At 63.6% G+C, this 17,558-nt stretch carries 18 protein-coding genes; 6 read left to right on the forward strand and 12 right to left on the reverse strand.

Annotation, left to right across the window (positions count from 1 at the left end; all coding sequences use genetic code 11):
- Positions 1-64: 64 nt before the first annotated feature.
- A complete protein-coding gene (coq7, locus tag AC10QF_RS03265) occupies positions 65-709 on the forward strand; it encodes a 2-polyprenyl-3-methyl-6-methoxy-1,4-benzoquinone monooxygenase (protein WP_494541730.1) in 645 nt (214 codons plus the stop codon).
- Between the two features lie 83 nt (positions 710-792).
- Here the strand turns inward: coq7 and AC10QF_RS03270 are convergent, their stop codons facing one another.
- On the reverse strand, positions 793-1,113 hold the full coding sequence (locus AC10QF_RS03270; protein ID WP_005419816.1) for a DMT family transporter: 321 nt from the start codon (positions 1,111-1,113) through the stop codon (positions 793-795).
- 169 nt (positions 1,114-1,282) lie between these two features.
- Complete coding sequence (gene speD / locus AC10QF_RS03275) at positions 1,283-2,077, reverse strand: adenosylmethionine decarboxylase (RefSeq protein WP_005411315.1); 795 nt, start codon at positions 2,075-2,077, stop codon at positions 1,283-1,285.
- Positions 2,078-2,226: 149 nt separating this feature from the next.
- Here speD and crp point away from each other — a divergent pair, with 149 nt between their 5' ends.
- On the forward strand, positions 2,227-2,916 hold the full coding sequence (crp, locus tag AC10QF_RS03280; RefSeq protein WP_010482649.1) for a cAMP-activated global transcriptional regulator CRP: 690 nt from the start codon (positions 2,227-2,229) through the stop codon (positions 2,914-2,916).
- Between the two features lie 134 nt (positions 2,917-3,050).
- On the forward strand, positions 3,051-3,812 hold the full coding sequence (locus tag AC10QF_RS03285; protein WP_111178475.1) for a sulfite exporter TauE/SafE family protein: 762 nt from the start codon (positions 3,051-3,053) through the stop codon (positions 3,810-3,812).
- 140 nt (positions 3,813-3,952) lie between these two features.
- Here the strand turns inward: AC10QF_RS03285 and AC10QF_RS03290 are convergent, their stop codons facing one another.
- The 7 genes from AC10QF_RS03290 to yegS all read right to left on the reverse strand — a co-directional run bounded on the left by AC10QF_RS03290 (position 3,953) and on the right by yegS (position 10,631).
- Entirely contained in the window at positions 3,953-4,669 is a 717-nt protein-coding gene (locus tag AC10QF_RS03290; protein ID WP_053497682.1) for a haloacid dehalogenase-like hydrolase, read from the reverse strand.
- On the reverse strand, positions 4,666-5,460 hold the full coding sequence (gene trpC, locus AC10QF_RS03295; RefSeq protein ID WP_494541731.1) for an indole-3-glycerol phosphate synthase TrpC: 795 nt from the start codon (positions 5,458-5,460) through the stop codon (positions 4,666-4,668). The genes AC10QF_RS03290 and trpC overlap by 4 nt, the downstream gene beginning before the upstream one ends.
- A 74-nt stretch (positions 5,461-5,534) precedes the next feature.
- On the reverse strand, positions 5,535-6,566 hold the full coding sequence (gene trpD, locus AC10QF_RS03300; RefSeq protein WP_494541732.1) for an anthranilate phosphoribosyltransferase: 1,032 nt from the start codon (positions 6,564-6,566) through the stop codon (positions 5,535-5,537).
- A gap of 16 nt (positions 6,567-6,582) precedes the next feature.
- A complete protein-coding gene (locus tag AC10QF_RS03305; protein WP_005419831.1) occupies positions 6,583-7,170 on the reverse strand; it encodes an anthranilate synthase component II in 588 nt (195 codons plus the stop codon).
- A gap of 2 nt (positions 7,171-7,172) precedes the next feature.
- Positions 7,173-7,952: an SIMPL domain-containing protein gene (locus tag AC10QF_RS03310; protein ID WP_111178481.1), complete on the reverse strand. Its 780-nt coding sequence runs from the start codon at positions 7,950-7,952 to the stop codon at positions 7,173-7,175.
- 67 nt (positions 7,953-8,019) lie between these two features.
- Positions 8,020-9,495 carry an anthranilate synthase component I gene (gene trpE, locus AC10QF_RS03315; RefSeq protein ID WP_494541733.1) on the reverse strand — a complete coding sequence of 492 codons (1,476 nt, stop codon included), beginning with the start codon at positions 9,493-9,495 and terminating at the stop codon, positions 8,020-8,022.
- Positions 9,496-9,695: 200 nt separating this feature from the next.
- Entirely contained in the window at positions 9,696-10,631 is a 936-nt protein-coding gene (gene yegS / locus AC10QF_RS03320) for a lipid kinase YegS (protein ID WP_494541734.1), read from the reverse strand.
- Positions 10,632-10,960: 329 nt separating this feature from the next.
- Between yegS and AC10QF_RS03325 the strand changes: the two genes are divergently transcribed.
- Positions 10,961-13,837 carry an RNA 2'-phosphotransferase gene (locus AC10QF_RS03325; RefSeq protein ID WP_494541735.1) on the forward strand — a complete coding sequence of 959 codons (2,877 nt, stop codon included), beginning with the start codon at positions 10,961-10,963 and terminating at the stop codon, positions 13,835-13,837.
- Between the two features lie 315 nt (positions 13,838-14,152).
- On the opposite strand, the gene AC10QF_RS03330 is transcribed toward AC10QF_RS03325, so the two are convergent.
- Genes AC10QF_RS03330 through AC10QF_RS03340 form a run of 3 tightly spaced genes read right to left on the reverse strand, consistent with a single transcriptional unit; the run spans position 14,153 to position 15,685 of the window.
- A complete protein-coding gene (locus AC10QF_RS03330) occupies positions 14,153-14,635 on the reverse strand; it encodes a GNAT family N-acetyltransferase (protein WP_494541818.1) in 483 nt (160 codons plus the stop codon).
- Between the two features lie 12 nt (positions 14,636-14,647).
- The gene (rpe, locus tag AC10QF_RS03335) at positions 14,648-15,325 is read right to left on the reverse strand and encodes a ribulose-phosphate 3-epimerase (protein WP_005419843.1); all 678 of its coding nucleotides are present in this window, start codon (positions 15,323-15,325) and stop codon (positions 14,648-14,650) included.
- A 30-nt stretch (positions 15,326-15,355) separates the two neighbouring features.
- Entirely contained in the window at positions 15,356-15,685 is a 330-nt protein-coding gene (locus AC10QF_RS03340) for a J domain-containing protein (RefSeq protein WP_005419845.1), read from the reverse strand.
- 141 nt (positions 15,686-15,826) lie between these two features.
- Between AC10QF_RS03340 and AC10QF_RS03345 the strand changes: the two genes are divergently transcribed.
- Both AC10QF_RS03345 and AC10QF_RS03350 read left to right on the forward strand, forming a co-directional pair.
- Positions 15,827-16,753, forward strand: a complete 927-nt coding sequence (locus AC10QF_RS03345; protein ID WP_494541736.1) for a phosphoribosylaminoimidazolesuccinocarboxamide synthase — start codon at positions 15,827-15,829, stop codon at positions 16,751-16,753.
- 135 nt (positions 16,754-16,888) lie between these two features.
- Positions 16,889-17,374: an Mpo1 family 2-hydroxy fatty acid dioxygenase gene (locus tag AC10QF_RS03350; protein ID WP_053497697.1), complete on the forward strand. Its 486-nt coding sequence runs from the start codon at positions 16,889-16,891 to the stop codon at positions 17,372-17,374.
- Positions 17,375-17,558: the final 184 nt, after the last annotated feature.

Below are 17,558 nucleotides of genomic sequence, written 5' to 3' on the forward strand. Positions count from 1 at the left end.
CGGGTTGGCAGGGGGCCGGAGCCGGGGGAGAATCGAGGGGTCTTCCGTCCCACCGCGTACCGCCATGACCGTGCTCCGCCAGACCACACCGCTGGACCATCTGCTGACCGAAGCGCAGCGCGCCTTGGACACGGTGTTCGGCAACCCGCCGGCAGCCCGCCCCTACCCGGCCGCGGACACCAGCGAGCCGGGCATGGACAACGCTGAACGCCGCCACGCGGCCGGGCTGATGCGGATCAACCACGTCGGCGAAGTCTGCGCACAGGGCCTGTATTTCGGGCAGGCCGCCGTGGCCCGCGACCCTGCCACGCGTGAACACCTGCTGGAAGCGGCCCAGGAGGAGACCGACCACCTGGCGTGGTGTGCCACCCGGCTGGGCGAGCTGGACAGCCGCCCGAGCCTGTTCAACCCGCTGTGGTACGCCGGCAGCTACACCATCGGCACCCTGGCCGGGCTGCGCGGCGACGGCTGGAACCTCGGCTTCGTGGTCGAAACCGAGCGCCAGGTGGAAGCCCATCTGGACGAGCACCTGGTCGATCTGCCGGCCAGCGACCTGCGCAGCCGTGCGGTCATCGAGGTGATGAAGGAAGACGAAGCCCGCCATGCGGAGCACGCCGAGCAGGCCGGCGCACGCCGCCTGCCGTTCCCGATCCCGGGCGTGATGGCGCTGGCCTCCAGGGTGATGAAGACCATCGCCTACCGCATCTGAAGGGTCGCCCGCACCAACGGTGCGGGCCTACCAGGAGGTGCGGGGGGCGACGGTGGGGGCCCGACCGTTGGTCGGGCCATCAATCAGTTGGGCGAGACCAGCTTCAGGCCGATCACGCCGGCCACGATCAGGCCCACGCAGGCCAGGCGGGCCGGCGACGCACTGTCATTGAACAGGTAGATGCCGAGCACAGCCACGCCCATGGCACCGATGCCGGTCCAGATCGCGTAGGCCGTACCGACCGGGATGCTCTTCATCGCCTGGCTCATCAGGTACAGGCTGATCAGGGCCGATACCACCGTGGCAACGGTGGGCAGGGGTTTGCTGAAGCCTTCGGAGTACTTCATTCCGAGGGCGAAACCGATCTCGAACAGGCCGGCCAGCAGCAGGTAGATCCAGGGCATGGGTGGGGGCTCCTTACCTTTTTTTGAGAAAAACGAAACGGCCCGGTGTTTTCACACCGGGCCGTGGGTCGGTACATCACCGTGGAACTGTAACGCGTGCGAGGCACTGGTTCCACGGGGCGGGTCGTCCCGCCTGGGTGGCGATGCCTGCGGGCATCGCACATGGGGCTTACTCGGACAGGTTCCGGCCGTGGAACAGCTCTTCGATCTCGCGCTTGAGCAGCGCTTCGATCTTCATGCGTTCCTTGAACGACAGGTTCTTGGCCTTTTCCTCGAACAGGTACTGGTCCAGGTCGAAGTCCTTCAGGTGCATCTTCGTGTGGAAGATGTTCTCCTGGTAGACGTTGACGTCGAACATCTCGTAACGCGACTTGATGTTCTTGGCCAGGAAGTTCTGGATCGAGTTGATCTTGTGGTCGATGAAGTGCTTCTTGCCCTTCACATCGCGGGTGAAGCCACGGACGCGGTAGTCCATGATCACGATGTCCGACTCGAGGCTCTCGATCAGGTAGTTCAGGGCCTTCAGCGGGGAAATGACGCCACAGGTGGCCACGTCGATGTCCGCGCGGAACGTGGCGATACCTTCCTGCGGATGGGTTTCCGGGTAGGTATGGACCGTGATGTGGCTCTTGTCCATGTGCGCGACCACGGCGTCGGAGATCAGCTCCTTGCCGGCCAGCTTCTTGTCGATCACCGGTTCTTCGGAGATCAGGATGGTCACCGAGGCACCCTGCGGATCGTAGTCCTGGCGGGCCACGTTCAGGATGTTGGCGCCGATGATCTCGGCGACATCGGTCAAGATCTGAGTCAGCCTGTCGGCGTTGTACTCTTCATCGATGTATTCAATGTAACGCTGACGCTCCTCTTCGGTGCGCGCGTAACACACGTCATAGATGTTGAAGCTCAGCGCCTTGGTGAGGTTGTTGAAACCCTGCAGCCTCAGGCGAGGCAACGGCTTGACCACGGCGGTCGATTCCTGTGTAAGAAGGGAAAGGGGGAATTATGGGGCAAACTGCCCCCGGGGGGAACGTGAAGACGCAAGAGTTCTGGCACACTGTTTGCCCTTAACAATTGCGCTGGTTAAGCTCCGCTATCGACCCCGTGAATCCGTTCATGCGCAGAGGGAGCGCTCCTATCGTGTCAACCGTGCGCCTAGCTAGCAGTCCACTGGCCCTGGATATCGCCACAATCGATCGTTTCCTGGCGCACAGCCACAGGCGGCGATATCCCACCCGTACCGACGTCTTCCGGCCCGGAGACCCGGCGGGAACCCTGTATTACGTCATCAGCGGCTCGGTTTCGATCATGGCCGAGGAAGATGACGATCGCGAGCTTGTGCTGGGCTACTTCGGTGCCGGCGAGTTCGTCGGCGAGATGGGCCTGTTCGTCGAATCGGACCGCCGCGAGGTGATCCTGCGGACCCGTACCGCCTGCGAGCTGGCTGAAATCAGCTACGAGCGCCTGCATCAGCTGTTCCTCGGCCCGCTGTCGGCCGATGCCCCGCGCCTGCTGTATGCGCTGGGCCAGCAGATTTCCAAGCGCCTGCTCGACACCAGCCGCAAGGCCAGCCGCCTGGCATTCCTGGACGTTACCGACCGGATCGTGCGCACCCTGCACGACCTGGCGCAGGAACCGGAGGCGATGAGCCACCCGCAGGGCAGCCAGCTGCGCGTCTCGCGACAGGAACTGGCGCGACTGGTCGGCTGCTCGCGCGAAATGGCCGGCCGCGTACTGAAGAAGCTGCAGACCGACGGCCTGCTGCATGCCCGCGGCAAGACCGTGGTGCTGTACGGCACCCGTTGATTGCAAGGCAACCCAAGGCTGCCGAGCCATCCTGTAGAGCCGAGCCGACGCTCGGCTGCGGTACGTCAAAGGCAGCCGCGCATGGGTTCAGCTCTACACGGCCCCTGCGCGGCCCGCTGGGCTAGGCTCGGTACATGGAGCTGAGCAGCGAATTCTGGTGGTTCATCCTCATCGGCCTCGGCGCACAGCTGGTGGACGGTGCATTGGGCATGGCGTTCGGCCTGGTGTCCTCGTCGGTGATGCTGAGCATGGGCCTGCCCCCGGCACAGGTCAGCGCCAGCATCCACACCGCCGAAGTGTTCACCACGGGCGCCTCGGGGGTGTCGCACCTCGCAGCCGGAAATGTCGATAAACGCCTGTTCCTGCGCCTGGCCCTGCCCGGCGCAGTGGGCGGTGCCCTGGGCGCGTACGTGCTCACGCAGGTCCCGGGCGAGATCATCCGGCCACTGATCTACCTGTACCTGCTGGTGCTGGCGATCCTCATCCTGGCCCGCGCCGCTGGGCGCTGGATGCCCAAGGGCGAGATCCGCCGGGTGCCGGTGCTGGGCTTCTTCGCCGGCCTGCTCGACGCCAGCGGCGGCGGTGGCTGGGGACCGATCGCGACGTCCACCCTGCTCGCCCGCGGCGGCCAGGCGCGCACCACCATCGGAACAGTCAACGCAGCCGAGTTCGTGGTCACGTTGACGGTGTCAGCGACCTTCCTGTTGTCGATGGGCGTGCAGCATCTGCAGATCGTTGCCGGCCTGCTGATCGGCGGCATGATGGCCGCTCCGGTGGCGGCGATCCTGGTCAAGCGGGTGAAGGAGCGCTGGGTGCTGGTGGCCGTGGGCGTGCTGGTACTGGGCATCAGCCTGTTCCAGATCGGGCATGCGGTGTACGGGCACCTGGGGCGCTGAGCGCTTGCCGGCCAGCGGCCGGCACTACCGGAACGGAGAAGGGTCAGCACAACCGCGACGGAGAAGGGTAGCGCCGCCGCTGGCCGGCAGATCCGTCATCGTGCGATGGGGTCAGAACCCCCATGGGATCTGGCCCCGGGCTACGCCTTGTCGCCGCCGCGATCCACACATCCCCAGTTGAGGATGCGGGTGCCGGCCGGCAGCACGCGGCGGAAGAACGCCACCCGCCCCGGCTTCGGGTTCACCACCACCGGCGCCTTGGCCGCCAGCAGCAGCGGCAGGTCGGCGGTGCTGTCGGAATAGGCGATATCGATGTCGCCATAGCCGCGTTCGCGCAGCATGCGCATCTTTTCTTCGTTGTGGCAGTGCCGGGTCGGGCCAACACCGCCCAGCCGCGGGCCGACCTCGGTACCGATCACCGGTACGTCCTGATGGGCGACGAAGGCCAGGATCGCGCGGGCCAGCTCCGGCGGCGCGCCGGTGGCAACCACCACGCGATCGCCTTTGGCGCGGTGCGCGGCGAACACGTCCAGCGCCTGCGGCAGCAGCTTGGCGCGCATCTGCGCCTGATTGCGCAGCACGTAGGCGTCGATCACCTTGTTGAAATCGCGCGCACGGTGCAGGCCGAAGCTGCCGATCCACACATAGACCGAGATGCCCGCGCGACGGGTCGGCAGCATCGCCACCATCGGCCCGGCGATCGGCGTGACCAGCAGCGCCGCCAGCATGCGCAGCGGGTTGCGCTTGATCAGCGAGGCGAACAGGTGGGTACCCGAATCGCCGTCGTAGAGGGTGTGGTCGAAGTCGAAGACCACCAGCGGCGCATCCTCGCGCGGCGTCGGATAGTGCGTTGTCATGTTGCGAAGAATAGCTGACGCAGGCCCTCGCCCGGCTCTTCCACGCGCATGAAGGCCTCGCCGACCAGGAAGGCATGGATGCCGGCGTCGCGCATCAGCGCCACGTCCTGCGGGCCGAGGATGCCGCTCTCGGTGACCAGCAGGCGGTCACGCGGCACCGCCTGCTGCATGTCCAGCGTGGTCTGCAGCGACACCTCGAAGGTGCGCAGGTTGCGGTTGTTGATGCCGATCATCGGCGCCGGCACTTGCAGGGCACGCTCCAGCTCGTCGATGTCGTGCACTTCCACCAGCACGTCCATGCCCAGCGACAACGCCAGTTCGGACAGCGTGGCCAGCTGGGTGTCGTCCAGCGCGGCGACGATCAGCAGGATGCAGTCGGCGCCCAGCACGCGTGCCTCGTACACCTGGTAGGCGTCGATCACGAAGTCCTTGCGCAGCACCGGCAGCGTGCAGGCTTCACGGGCCTGCTGCAGGTAGGTATCGGCGCCCTGGAAGAAGTCCACATCGGTCAGCACCGACAGGCAGCTGGCACCACCAAATTCGTAGCTGACGGCAATGTCGGCCGGGCGGAAATCCGGGCGGATGACGCCCTTGGACGGGCTGGCCTTCTTCACCTCGGCAATCACCGCCGGGTCGCCGTTGGCCACGGCCGCCTGCAACGCGCGCACGAAGCCACGTACCGGCGGGGCGCTGGCCACGGCGGCCTGCAGCTCCTCGAGCGGGCGCTGGGCGCGGCGCTGGGCTACTTCTTCGGCCTTGCGGGCCAGGATCTTCTGCAGGATGTCGCTCATCGTCTTCGATTCGGTGCGGGGGCGCTGAGGACGGCCATTATCGGCCATCGACGGGGTCAGGCTGAACCGCGCGCTCAGGCAACCAGCGCGCGGGTGGTCTCCACATACTGCTGCAGGCGCTGGCGGGCGCTGCCATTGGCGATGGCGGCACGGGCGCGGGCCAGGCCATCACCGATGTCGCTGGCCACGCCGGCCACGTACAGCGCGGCGCCGGCATTGAGCGCGACGATGTCCAGCGCCGGGCCGGGATCGTTGTCCAGCACCGCGCGCAGCATCTGGATGGACTGCTCCGGGCTGTCCACGCGCAGGTTGCGGCTGGCCGACATGGCGATGCCGAAGTCCTCCGGGTGGATCTCGTACTCGCGCACCTTGCCGTCGCGCAACTCGCCCACCAGGGTGCCGGCGCCGAGCGAGATCTCATCCATGTTGTCGCGGCCCCAGACCACCATGGCGCGCTCGGTGCCCAGCTCGCGCAGCACGCGCGCCTGGATACCCACCAGATCAGGATGGAACACGCCCATCAGCACCGACGGCGCGCTGGCGGGGTTGGTCAGCGGACCAAGGATGTTGAAGATGGTGCGCACGCCCATCTCGCGGCGGACCGGCGCGACGACCTTCATCGACGGATGATGGATCGGCGCGAACATGAAGCCGATGCCGGTCTGCTCGATGGCAGCGGCCACCTGCGCTGGCTGCAGCTCGATGGCCGCGCCCAGTGCTTCCACCGCATCGGCGCTGCCGGACTTGGACGACACGCTGCGGTTGCCGTGCTTGGCCACGCGCGCACCGGCCGCAGCCGCCACGAACATCGCGCAGGTGGAGATGTTGAAGGTGTGCGAGCCATCGCCACCGGTGCCGACGATGTCGACCAGGTGGGTGCTGTCGACCACCGGCACCGCCAGCGCGAATTCGCGCATGACCGTGGCGGCGGCGGCGATCTCGTCGATGGTTTCCTTCTTCACCCGCAGGCCGGTGAGGATGGCGGCGGTCATCATCGGCGACACGTCGCCGCGCATGATCTGCCGCATCAGGTCGACCATCTCGTCGAAGAAGATCTCGCGGTGCTCGATGGTGCGTTGCAGGGCTTCCTGGGGGGAGAAGCTCATGGGAATACTCCTTGGATCAGGCCGCCGGGCGCTGCAGGAAATTGCGCAGCAGGGCGTGACCGTGTTCGGTGAGGATGGATTCGGGGTGGAACTGCACGCCTTCCACCGGGAACTGGCGGTGGCGCAGGCCCATGATCTCTTCGATCGAGCCGTCCTCGTTCTCGGTCCAGGCGGTCACTTCCAGGCAGTCCGGCAGACTGTTCTTGTCCACCACCAGCGAGTGGTAGCGGGTGGCCTGGTAGCGGTCCGGCAGGCCGGCGAACACGCCCTTGCCTTCATGGCGGATCGGCGAGGTCTTGCCGTGCATGATGTTGCCGGCGCGGATCACGGTGCCGCCGTAGACCTGGCCGATGCCCTGGTGGCCCAGGCACACGCCGAGGATCGGCGTGGTCGGGCCCAGCCGCTGGATCAGCTCCAGCGACACGCCCGCTTCGTTGGGCGTGCACGGGCCGGGCGAAATGACGATGCGCTCGGGCTTCTGCGCGGCGATCTCGTCCACGCTCATCGCATCGTTGCGCACCACCTTCACCTCGGCGCCCAGCGTCTGCAGGTACTGCACGAGGTTGTAGGTGAAGCTGTCGTAGTTGTCGATCATCCACAACATGGTCAGGTTCCGTCGCTTATCAGGAAAATGGCGTACACGTTTTCGGTGTAGGTGATGGGGCCGGCTTCGACCGACTCGGGCAGGCGGGAGCCCGTGGTCTCGATGCTGTTCATCGGTGCCTCGGGCGCGGGCGGCGAAGGCGGCGTCACCAGATCCCCACTGCTCGGCCAACTGCCGGCCTGGATGCCATAAGCAAAGTTCGGCGCTACGTCGGAAATGCTGTACAGGCCGCGCAGCCGGGTGCCGTAGGCCTTGGCCAGGCCCTGCGCGGACTCGCGGGTCTGGGCCGCCGCCTCACCCTTGAGTTCGCGGCGCAGCGCCACTTCACCCGAATAGGTTGGCGCCAGGCTGCTGACCTGTACGTTCTCGTCGGCCTTCAACGCACCCAGCACATCCTGCATCGCCTTCACGCTGGCGAAGCTGGCGCGCAGCTGGCGCGACACGCGGGTGCCGATGAAGACCTGCCGGTTCTGCTCATAGCGCGTCGCCGGGCCGATCCGCAGGTTGTCCGCACGCACGCTGCCCTCCACCGCCTTGTGCTGCTTGAACAGCGCCAGCACGCGGGCCACGTTGCCCTGCACGCGGCGGCGCGCGGCGTCGGCGTCCATGTCGGTCTCTTCGATGTTCAACTGCAGGCCGAAGCGGTCGGGCATCACCGTGCGGGTACCCTGCCCCTTCACCAGCAGGTGCGGCTGCGAGGGGATGGTGTTGGCCTGCGCCCACGCAGACGGGGCCATCGTGGCCAGCAGCGACGACCACAGCAATGCGCTCAGCAGCTTCATGCGGTACTCCTTGTCTTCAATGGGAACAGCGGAAGATGCCGCGGCGCAGGCCACGGCACGGGGAGCGTCACAGGCCCTTGGCGGCCTGGGCGACGGCGCGGAACAGCGCACGGCCCTTGTTCATCGTCTCGTCCCATTCCTTGTCCGGGTCCGAGTCGTAGACGATGCCGGCGCCGGCCTGCACGTACAGGCGGCCATCCTTGATGACCGCAGTGCGGATCGCGATCGCGGTATCGGCATCGCCGTGCCAGCCGATGTAGCCGATGCTGCCGGCGTAGACGTTGCGCTTGATCGGTTCCAGTTCGCGGATCACTTCCAGCGCGCGGATCTTTGGCGCGCCGCTGACCGTGCCGGCCGGGAAGGTGGCGCGCAGCACGTCGGCATAGCTCAGGCCCGGCTGCAGTTGGCCGGTCACTTCGCTGACGATGTGCATGACATGGCTGTAGCGTTCGATCACGAACTGCTCGCCCACTTCCACGGTACCGGCCCTGGAGACGCGCCCGGCATCGTTGCGGCCGAGGTCGATCAGCATCAGGTGCTCGGCACGTTCCTTCGGATCGGCCAGCAGCTCGGCTTCCAGTGCCAGGTCCAGCTCGGGCGTGGCGCCACGCGGGCGGGTGCCGGCGATCGGGCGCACGGTCACTTCGCCATCCTGCAAACGCACCAGGATTTCCGGCGAGGAACCAACCACCTGCAGGTCGCCGACATCGAGGAAATACATGTACGGCGAGGGATTCAACGCGCGCAGCGCGCGGTACACATCCACCGGGCGCGCCTTGAACGGCACGCTCAGGCGCTGGCTGAGCACCACCTGGAAGATGTCACCGGCGCGGATGTATTCCTTGCTGCGCTGGACCGCATCGACGAAGCCTTCGCGGGTGAAGCCGGAGACGAAATCCGATTCGTCCAGCACGTCGCTGTTGAGCGGTGCCGGATAACCGGCGCCCGGTGCACGCAGCTTCGCAGTCAGTGCGTCCAGGCGCGCCTGCGCCTGTTCGAAGGCACCGTCGACACGCGGGTCGGCGTGCACGATCAGGTACAGCCGGCCCTTGAGATTGTCGAATACCGCCAGCTCGTTGGAGTCCAGCAGCAGGATGTCCGGCGTGCCCAGCTCATCACGGCCAGCCGGCGGGGCCAGGCGCGGCTCGATGTAGCCGATGCACTCGAAGCCGAACCAGCCGACCAGGCCGCCGGTGAAACCCGGCAGGCCTTCCAGCTTGGGCACCGAGTGGGCGCTGCGCAGCGCCTCGACTTCGGCGAAGGGATCGGCTACCTCGCGGGTGTCCACCACCTGGCCGTCTTCGCGCACGGTCAGCGTGTGGCCGTGGAGGGCATACACGCGGCGCGCCGGCAGGCCGATGATCGAGTAACGACCAAAGCGCTCGCCGCCTTCGACGGATTCAAACAGGTAGGTATTGGGGCCGTCGGCGAGCTTCAGATAGACCGAGAGCGGCGTGTCCAGGTCGGACAGCACTTCGCGGACGACGGGAATGTGGGTGTGGCCTTCAGCGGCCTGCTGCTGAAACTGAGCGTGCGAGTTCAAGACGACTTTCCTTCCGGGACACAGCGTTATGGGGGCGGACGACGGCAACGGGCCACCATCGCCACCAACGGCGTGCGGAAGAAAGAGTATGCGGGGTCGTCAGGCTGGACACCCCTCGACTGTATCGCAGCTTGCGCGGCAGGGGAACCCCGGGAGACTGAACCACGGGACGCCCGCAGCGGCCACGGGGACCGATGACTCTACCCCTGCCCGTCCAGCAACGGGCATCCGGTCGGCAGGTGCATCCGCACCCTGCCCGGCACGCACTCGACGCGGAAGTGACGGGCCTGCACCGGTTCGCCGTCCAGATTCAGGGTCAGCGCCTTGGGCGCATCGATCTGCAGCCACGACAGCCGCGCCCGTGTGGCCAGCTGTTCCAGTGCGGCCTGGGTACCGGACTTCAGCATCTGGCCGAGGGTGGCGGCGACCTCCCCTTCCAGTTCCGGAAGCACGGTCACATCCAGCAGTCCATCATCGATCAGTGCCTGCGGGCACAGCTGCTGGCCACCGCCTGCCTGGCGGCCATTACCGATGCCGAGCGCGATGAAGTCGCCTTCCCAGGCGAAGTCCGGGCCGGACAGGCGCGCGGCGATCGGCTCGATGCGGCCCAGCTTGGCGATGCCGGTGATCACGTAGGCCAGCCCACCGAGCATCTTCTTCAATCCGGCATCGGTCTCCACCGTCACCTGCGTACCGAAGCCACCGCTGGCGAGGTTGGCGCACCACCAGGGCGTGCCATCGGCATCCACGCGCAACAGGTCGATGGACCGTGCCGGCACCTGGCCGATCAGCGCGAGGGCATCGCCGGGCTCAGTGGGAATGCCTGCCGACGTGGCGAAGTCGTTGGCGGTCCCCATCGGAATCAACGCCAGCGAAGGCAGCGCTTCCGCCGGTTCCTCACGATGCGCCAGTGTCTCGGCCACCGCACTGAGCGTGCCATCGCCACCGGCGGCCACGATCACATCCACGCCATGATCGATCGCCTCGGCGACATAGCGCTCGGCGTCACCGTCCTCCCAGGTCACCCGCACTTCCAGCTGCACGCCCTGTTCGCGCCAATGGCCGACGGCGTCGCGCAACTCATCGTTGCCGGCGGATTTGCCGTTGAGGATCAGGCGCCAGCGCGGGGTGGTCATGCGATGCTTCCGTGAAGGGGTTGCACAGGCTATCAACGCAGCGTTTTCCCGTAGTGAACGATGCCTTGGCACGACTCTCGGAGATCCTGCCCACAGAGCAGACTCAGCATCGCTGATATAGACGCAGACAGGTGCAATGATGGTCAAGCGAATCCAGTGAACTCCAGTAAGCGCTCCGGCGAAAAAATGAGCAAAAATGGATAATCTACAGCGTCACCTTCACGCAGACTTGAGTGGACAGATGCCCATGCACTATTTTTTAGCGGGCATCAACAGATACGCAAAACGAATCTCAGGCAGCTCTAATTCATCGCGTAACAACATCGACCATGGCCATTACTGAAGACCTGAAGACCGAATTAAACAAGTGGGCACCTGCATTGGCAGAGAACTTGACCAACTTAGCGTATCTCGGATCAGGGCCATCGATGAGATGGCTGACCTCGTCCCCAGCAGCGATCGAATTTCAAAGACTTTTCTCAGAAGACGCCCATGAGTCTGCAACCGACATCTGGTGCAGCGTTATCCGAAATAAGAGAGATTTACCTGCCCCAATCTTCCTCCTCATCCAGGAGCATATGCGACGCAATCCAGCCAAGCTCGCGTCGACGCTCAGAGGGCGAGGCTTCAGACTCTCAATATCATTGGCAAACGTGTCCATGAGGGCTGCCGGCGCCATTTACGAAGACGCGAAGACCAGTTTCGCGAGGCATGAAATTGATATCGCAGCGAGCCGATTCAGAGCAGCCCTGTTTGATTTCAGATTCGCAATTGACAGCAACATTCTCGCGCTAGCGCCCTTGAGAATTGCGACAGGAAAGTACGCGGCAGCCGTAGCCATGATCGGGCGTTGGATTAACGTGAGCCCCGACACCATAACTCGAGCAATCGCGTACTCAAAGCAGTCAATGCAGCTAGGCAACCTAACAAGAGAACACCTAAATTACCGAATTGAGCTTCTTATACTTCGATTCGATCAAACTGGAGACACGGGATCTCTATACGACGCACTTACCCTTATTGAAAGCAACAGATCAATCGCAGCCGGATCAGAATTGATCGAAGCTGAAACGCACTATCGAATTTCCCTGCTGAAAAACAACTCACCAGAGAAACGAGAGAAGTGCATAGCCTCAGCGAAGAATGCCATTTCTCGAATTGGACCGAATAATTCAGGCAGCTTAGAAGAGGCCCGCAGCGCCATCCTCAGCATGCTCATATCTCAGACAGAGCAGCGTCAGATCGACATTTCCGCAACATCGGTAGCGATCCCTAGAGGGCTGCTATCCCATATGGCAAAGAAGCCTTCGGCGCAGGCATGGAAAGCAGCCAGACAAATAGTAAGAATGCTCGAAACCCTCCGACATAGAGAGTCCATCCCAGCTGCGGTACTCGGCGCCAACATTCTTCGCCAAATCGTAGAAGGCCCCTCGGAGCTACTTCAACAGAGAGACCTAACACTTTATGTGGAAGTTACGAAATGGCTTTCAGAAAATGCCCCATATAATCGGCATGCACGATGGGAAGCCGGCGCTGCTGCACTCACTGCCGCGAAGCGATCCGGAAAGAAAAAACTCGCCCTGAGTGCTCTAGATACATTCCAAAAATTAGCCTATCTCGACTCCGACTGGCCGCTGCCGAGGATAGGAATCGCCAGGGCAAGAGACTATCTCGGCGGAGGAGACAACAGCCCGATATCAACTGGCAGCTGGAAAGAAGCAGCAAAATTAACGTTAGCATCCCCCAATTATGCGAGATCAAATCTGGGTGGGCGAAATGAAGTCTTTGCCGTCACAGATGCACGCGGCTTCTTATCCTATACATTCGTGTTCAAGAGAACAACGAAACTCAAGGCTGAACATGAAGCCTCAATGCTTAAAAGTCTACGAGACGAGATAGACAATCAGGCAAAAGGAAACCTCTTCGAGGTCCCTCGGTCACTGGCAATAGTAGAGGTTCCTTCTGATGATGAAAGGAAGTGGGTTCATGTCACCCAGCGATCAGCTGGAAGACTTCTGAGTGAAATCCCAGCAAAGGAAGCATCTTCATACCTAGAATCTGTCACGTACCTACTCGCGACCTTCCATCAAGCAGCAGGCACCCCCCCCACCGGTAAATCAGCGTGGAGGCCTTTGAAGGTCTACTTGAAAATGTGGTCGCGCACCATATTCAAGAATGATCACTCCGACGAATTTGTGGCAGCCCTCCATAGGACATTCCCGAGCCACATAAGGCTGGTTAGGAAGCGCGATGGCCACGCCTCTAACTGGCTCATCGACCCAGCGGGGCGAATAGTTGCCATTGACTTTGAGTCTGTCGAATTTATCACTGCAGGTTACGATGTAGCCCAGCTAATTGAGGACTTCGCGATAATTCAACCAGACTCCGCCGGCTGGGAAAGGCGTATCGATATAATGACCCAATACATGCAATTGATTGAAATGGAGATTGATAGAGAAGGAATTTCAAACGCATATGGATGGTTTGCGATTACACGCGCACTGCGCTTGGGCACTGAACGACTGGCAAGCAAGAGCTTGAGACGCCACGCACGAGAGATATGTGCAATGGTCGCGGACCATTGCACTGACGATCTAGCGCAAATTGCGCGAGAACTTCAGCTTGCATTGGCACAGGTAGATCAGGCGGACGCGCACCAGTCACCGCCTAGCCATGATCATAGACGGCTTAGCAAATCAATGTCGCATTTGCTGCGCCACCATGGCCCCAAGAAGGGTGTTCCCGTGGACGAGTTCGGCTTCGCTGCGATGGATGACCTTGCTCGCGCCCTTGAGGTAGATGCCAGCAGCCTATTGGCAGTGGCAGAACATCCAGGCGAACCCAGATTTGAAGTGCGCGATGGATTCATTAGAGCACTGTACGGCCACTCCCTTGATGTAAAAATTGACGGCGTAATTAAGGTCGGCCCGCCTACAATCCTCTTCCATGGATCAAACTGGGGAACCATCGACAAGATAATTGAAGAAGGATTGAAACCGATGAGCCGCCGCATGGTTCATTTAACAAACAATGCGAACGAAGCCATTTCCGTCGCGGAGAGAAAGGGGGCAACCCTACTACTTTCTATAGACTACAGCGAAAATGAAGAACCTGTGGCGGAGGGCATTTGGGTTGCACCCAAAGTTGGTCCCGAGCGCCTACGCATAGTTAATATATTCCGGTACGAGAACGGCGTTTTTCATTAATGCCTCGCTACATTTTTCCCCATTCAAGCATCCGGCCTCACCACTCAGTCCAGAATAGCGCCGAGCCTGATTGCTTTGCGCTGCGTGATAGGGCGCCAGTTGCCCCCCCTATTGGCTCCAACTTAGAGATCTTTCCATTCCTCTGAAATTGACATACGGATGTAACCATCGGCCCGGAGAATGGAAGTCCATAGCAGGGACGATGGATGGAGGCAGGATCAGCCTCCCACGCATGCAGCGGGGCCACGCCAGTGATTGGCGTGGCTTTTTTTTTGCCCAGCAGTAGATCCACGCCATGCGTGGATGCACTTCGCCTCACCCGTTGGCGAAATCGTGCAATGCCTGGCCCTGCAGCCGGTACACGGTCCACTCGTCCTGCGGTTTGGCACCGGCGGCGGTGTAGAATTCGATGGCCGGAGTGTTCCAGTCCAGCACCGACCATTCGAAACGGCCGCAGCCTTCGGCCACGGCCTGGCGTGCGATGTACTTCAGCAGCGCCTTGCCGGCACCCACGCCACGCTTTTCCTGGCTGACATAGAGGTCTTCCAGGTAGATGCCCTTGCGGCCCAGCCAGGTGGAATAGTTGTAGAAATACACCGCATAGCCGATCGCTTCACCATCGGCTTCACAGATCAGTGCACGTGCAGTGGCATCGGGTCCGAACAGGCTTTCGGCGATGCCGATCTCATCGGTCTGCACCGAATGCTCGGCCTTCTCGTAGATGGCCAGCTCGCGGATGAAATGCAGGATCAGGCCAGCATCGGCCATGGTGGCCGGGCGGATGTTCAACACGGCCACCGTACTCATGGCTCAGCCCCGCGCCGCAGCGACGTTGGCGCGCATCTGCGCGATCACGTCCTGGTAGCTGGTCCTGGCGTTGAAGATGGCCGAGCCGGCGACGAAGGTATCGGCGCCGGCGGCAGCGATCTCACCGATGTTGTCGGCCTTCACGCCACCGTCGATCTCCAGGCGGATGTCCTTGCCGCTGGCATCGATCATCTTGCGCACCACGCGCAGCTTGTCCAGCGCCGAGGGGATGAAGGCCTGGCCGCCGAAGCCCGGGTTGACCGACATCAGCAGCACCAGGTCCAGGTCATCCAGCACCCAGTCGAGGATGTCCACCGGGGTGGCCGGATTGAGCACGATGCCCGGCTTGCAGCCCAGCGAGCGGATCAGCTGGATGGTGCGGTGCACGTGGCGGCTCGCCTCCGGGTGGAAGCTGATGTAGGTGGCACCGGCCTCGGCGAAGTCCGGGATGATGCGGTCCACCGGCTCGACCATCAGGTGCACGTCGATCGGCGCGGTGACGCCGTGCTTGCGCAGGGCCTGGCAGACCATCGGGCCGATGGTCAGGTTCGGCACGTAGTGGTTGTCCATCACGTCGAAGTGGACCCAGTCCGCACCGGCAGCGAGGACGTTGTCGACTTCCTCGCCGAGGCGGGCGAAGTTGGCGGACAGGATGGAGGGGGCGATGAGGCAGTGGGACATGGCCGGGCCTTGCAACGAGGGGAAAGTGGGTCAGCGCTTGCGCAGGGACTTGATGCGGTCGTAGGCGGCATTGATCCGCCGCGACTTCTGCTCGGCCTGCTGCTGCAGCTCGGGGGCGGCGCCGCCAAGCTTGTCGGGGTGGTACTGCGAGATCAGCTTGCGGTAGGCGCGTTCGATCTCGGCATCGGTGGCTTCGGAAGTCAGCCCCAGCTCCCGGTACGGGTTCTCCTTGTTCAGGCGGAACCAGTCCGAATCAAAGGCATGGCCGATCAGCAGGCCGACCACCGCGCCGAACAGCGGATTGGGCCGGAACAGCAGGGCGCCGGCGATGAATCCGAGCAGTTTTCCGTACCAGCGCATGGCGCTCCGGGGTCGACCGACGAAATGGACGCTCATTTTACGTCACAGCGGGCCCGGAGGGCTTTACACTAGGCCGCCCGCTGGTCAGCGGGCCCGCCGGGTCCGTTGGGCAGCCGTATCGACAACGCCCCAGGAGTGCCCGTGCCAACCACGCTGTTGCAATCCGATCTCCCCGGCCTGCCCTTGCGCCACCGCGGCAAGGTGCGTGATGTGTTCGATATCCCGCGCGAGCGGCTGCCCGCAGGGACCCCGCCGGGCGACTACCTGCTGATGGTGGCCACCGATCGCCTGTCGGCGTTCGACGTGGTCCTGCCCGACCCGATCCCGGGCAAGGGCGAGATGCTCTGCCAGGTCTCCAACTTCTGGTTCGCCAAGACTGCGCACCTGATGCCCAACCACCTGACCGGCATCGACGTGGCCAGCGTGCTGCCCGAAGGCGTGGACCCGGCCCTGTACGCCAAGCGCGCGGTGGTCACCCGCAAGCTGAAGCCGGTGCCGGTGGAAGCGATCGCCCGCGGCTACCTGATCGGCAGCGGCTGGAAGGATTACCAGCGCACCGGCAAGGTCAGCGGCATCGACCTGCCCGATGGCCTGCGCCAGGCCGAACAGCTGCCCGAGCCGATCTTCACGCCCTCGACCAAGGCCGCGGTCGGCGACCATGACGAGAACATCGATTTCGATGCGATGGTGAAGCAGGTCGGTGCGGACCTGGCCGAGCGGGTGCGCGACGCCACCCTGCGCATCTACAAGTTCGCCGCCGATTACGCCCGCGAACGCGGCATCCTCCTCGCCGACACCAAGTTCGAGTTCGGTACCGACGCCGATGGCCGCCTGTACATCATGGACGAGATGCTGACGCCGGATTCCTCGCGTTACTGGCCGGCCGACGAGTACGAAGTGGGTACCAGCCCGCCGAGCTACGACAAGCAGTTCGTGCGCGATTACCTGGAGACGCTGGACTGGGGCAAGACCGCCCCGGGTCCGAACATCCCGGCCGACATCATCGAGCGCACCCGCGCCAAGTACGCTGAGGCGCTGCAGCGCCTGGCCGGGATCAGCGTCGACTGACCCGCCTGCGCCCCCGGCCGGAAAGGCTGGGGGCGCGTTCGGTAGTGCCGGCCGCTGGCCGGCGACGTCGACGAACACCTGCAGCCAGGCATGGCCTGGCTCTACTGACGGGCCCGGCGGGAGTATGCTGGCCGCATGCAGACATCCACCGAGCTTGCGCGGCCGATCGACCGCTATTTCGCCAGCTACTCCGACGACCACCGCAACGTGATCAACCAGCGCATCCACGTGGTGGCGGTGCCGGCGATCCTGTGGTCGGTGGTGGCCCTGCTGTGGTGCCTGCCGCCGCTGATCACCTGGTTCCAGTACGGCATCTGGTCGGCGTTCGCGATGTTCAGCGCCTGGTGCTTCTACAACAAGCTGTCGCGCCCCTTGGGCATCGGCATGCTCGTCCAGTTCTTCGTATTCGGCTGCCTGTGCCGCCTGCTGGAGGCCGAGATCGGCCTGCATGCGCTGCGCTGGCTGGCGGTGGGCGTGTTCGTGGTGGCCTGGATCGCGCAGTTCATCGGCCACACGTTCGAGGGTCGCAAGCCCAGCTTCCTGACCGACCTGACCTACCTGCTGATCGGCCCGGCCTGGGTGATGGCCAAGTTCTATCGCAAGCTCGACTGGCGCTACTGATCGCGGGCGGCCGACAGCGGCCGTCGTTTCCTGAACGGGCGAATTCCATCACCCACACTCCACGGCGGCCCTGCCAGCCTGCGCCGGTGACTCGCTCCCCGCTTCCCGTCCGTTGACGGCAGCCCCTGTGCGACAGGGCCTGCGGTCTCCCTGCGTGGGCGTAGGGTGTCCCCCGAGAGCAACC

The organism is Stenotrophomonas maltophilia complex sp. Om-AH-Sm3 (assembly GCF_059337855.1).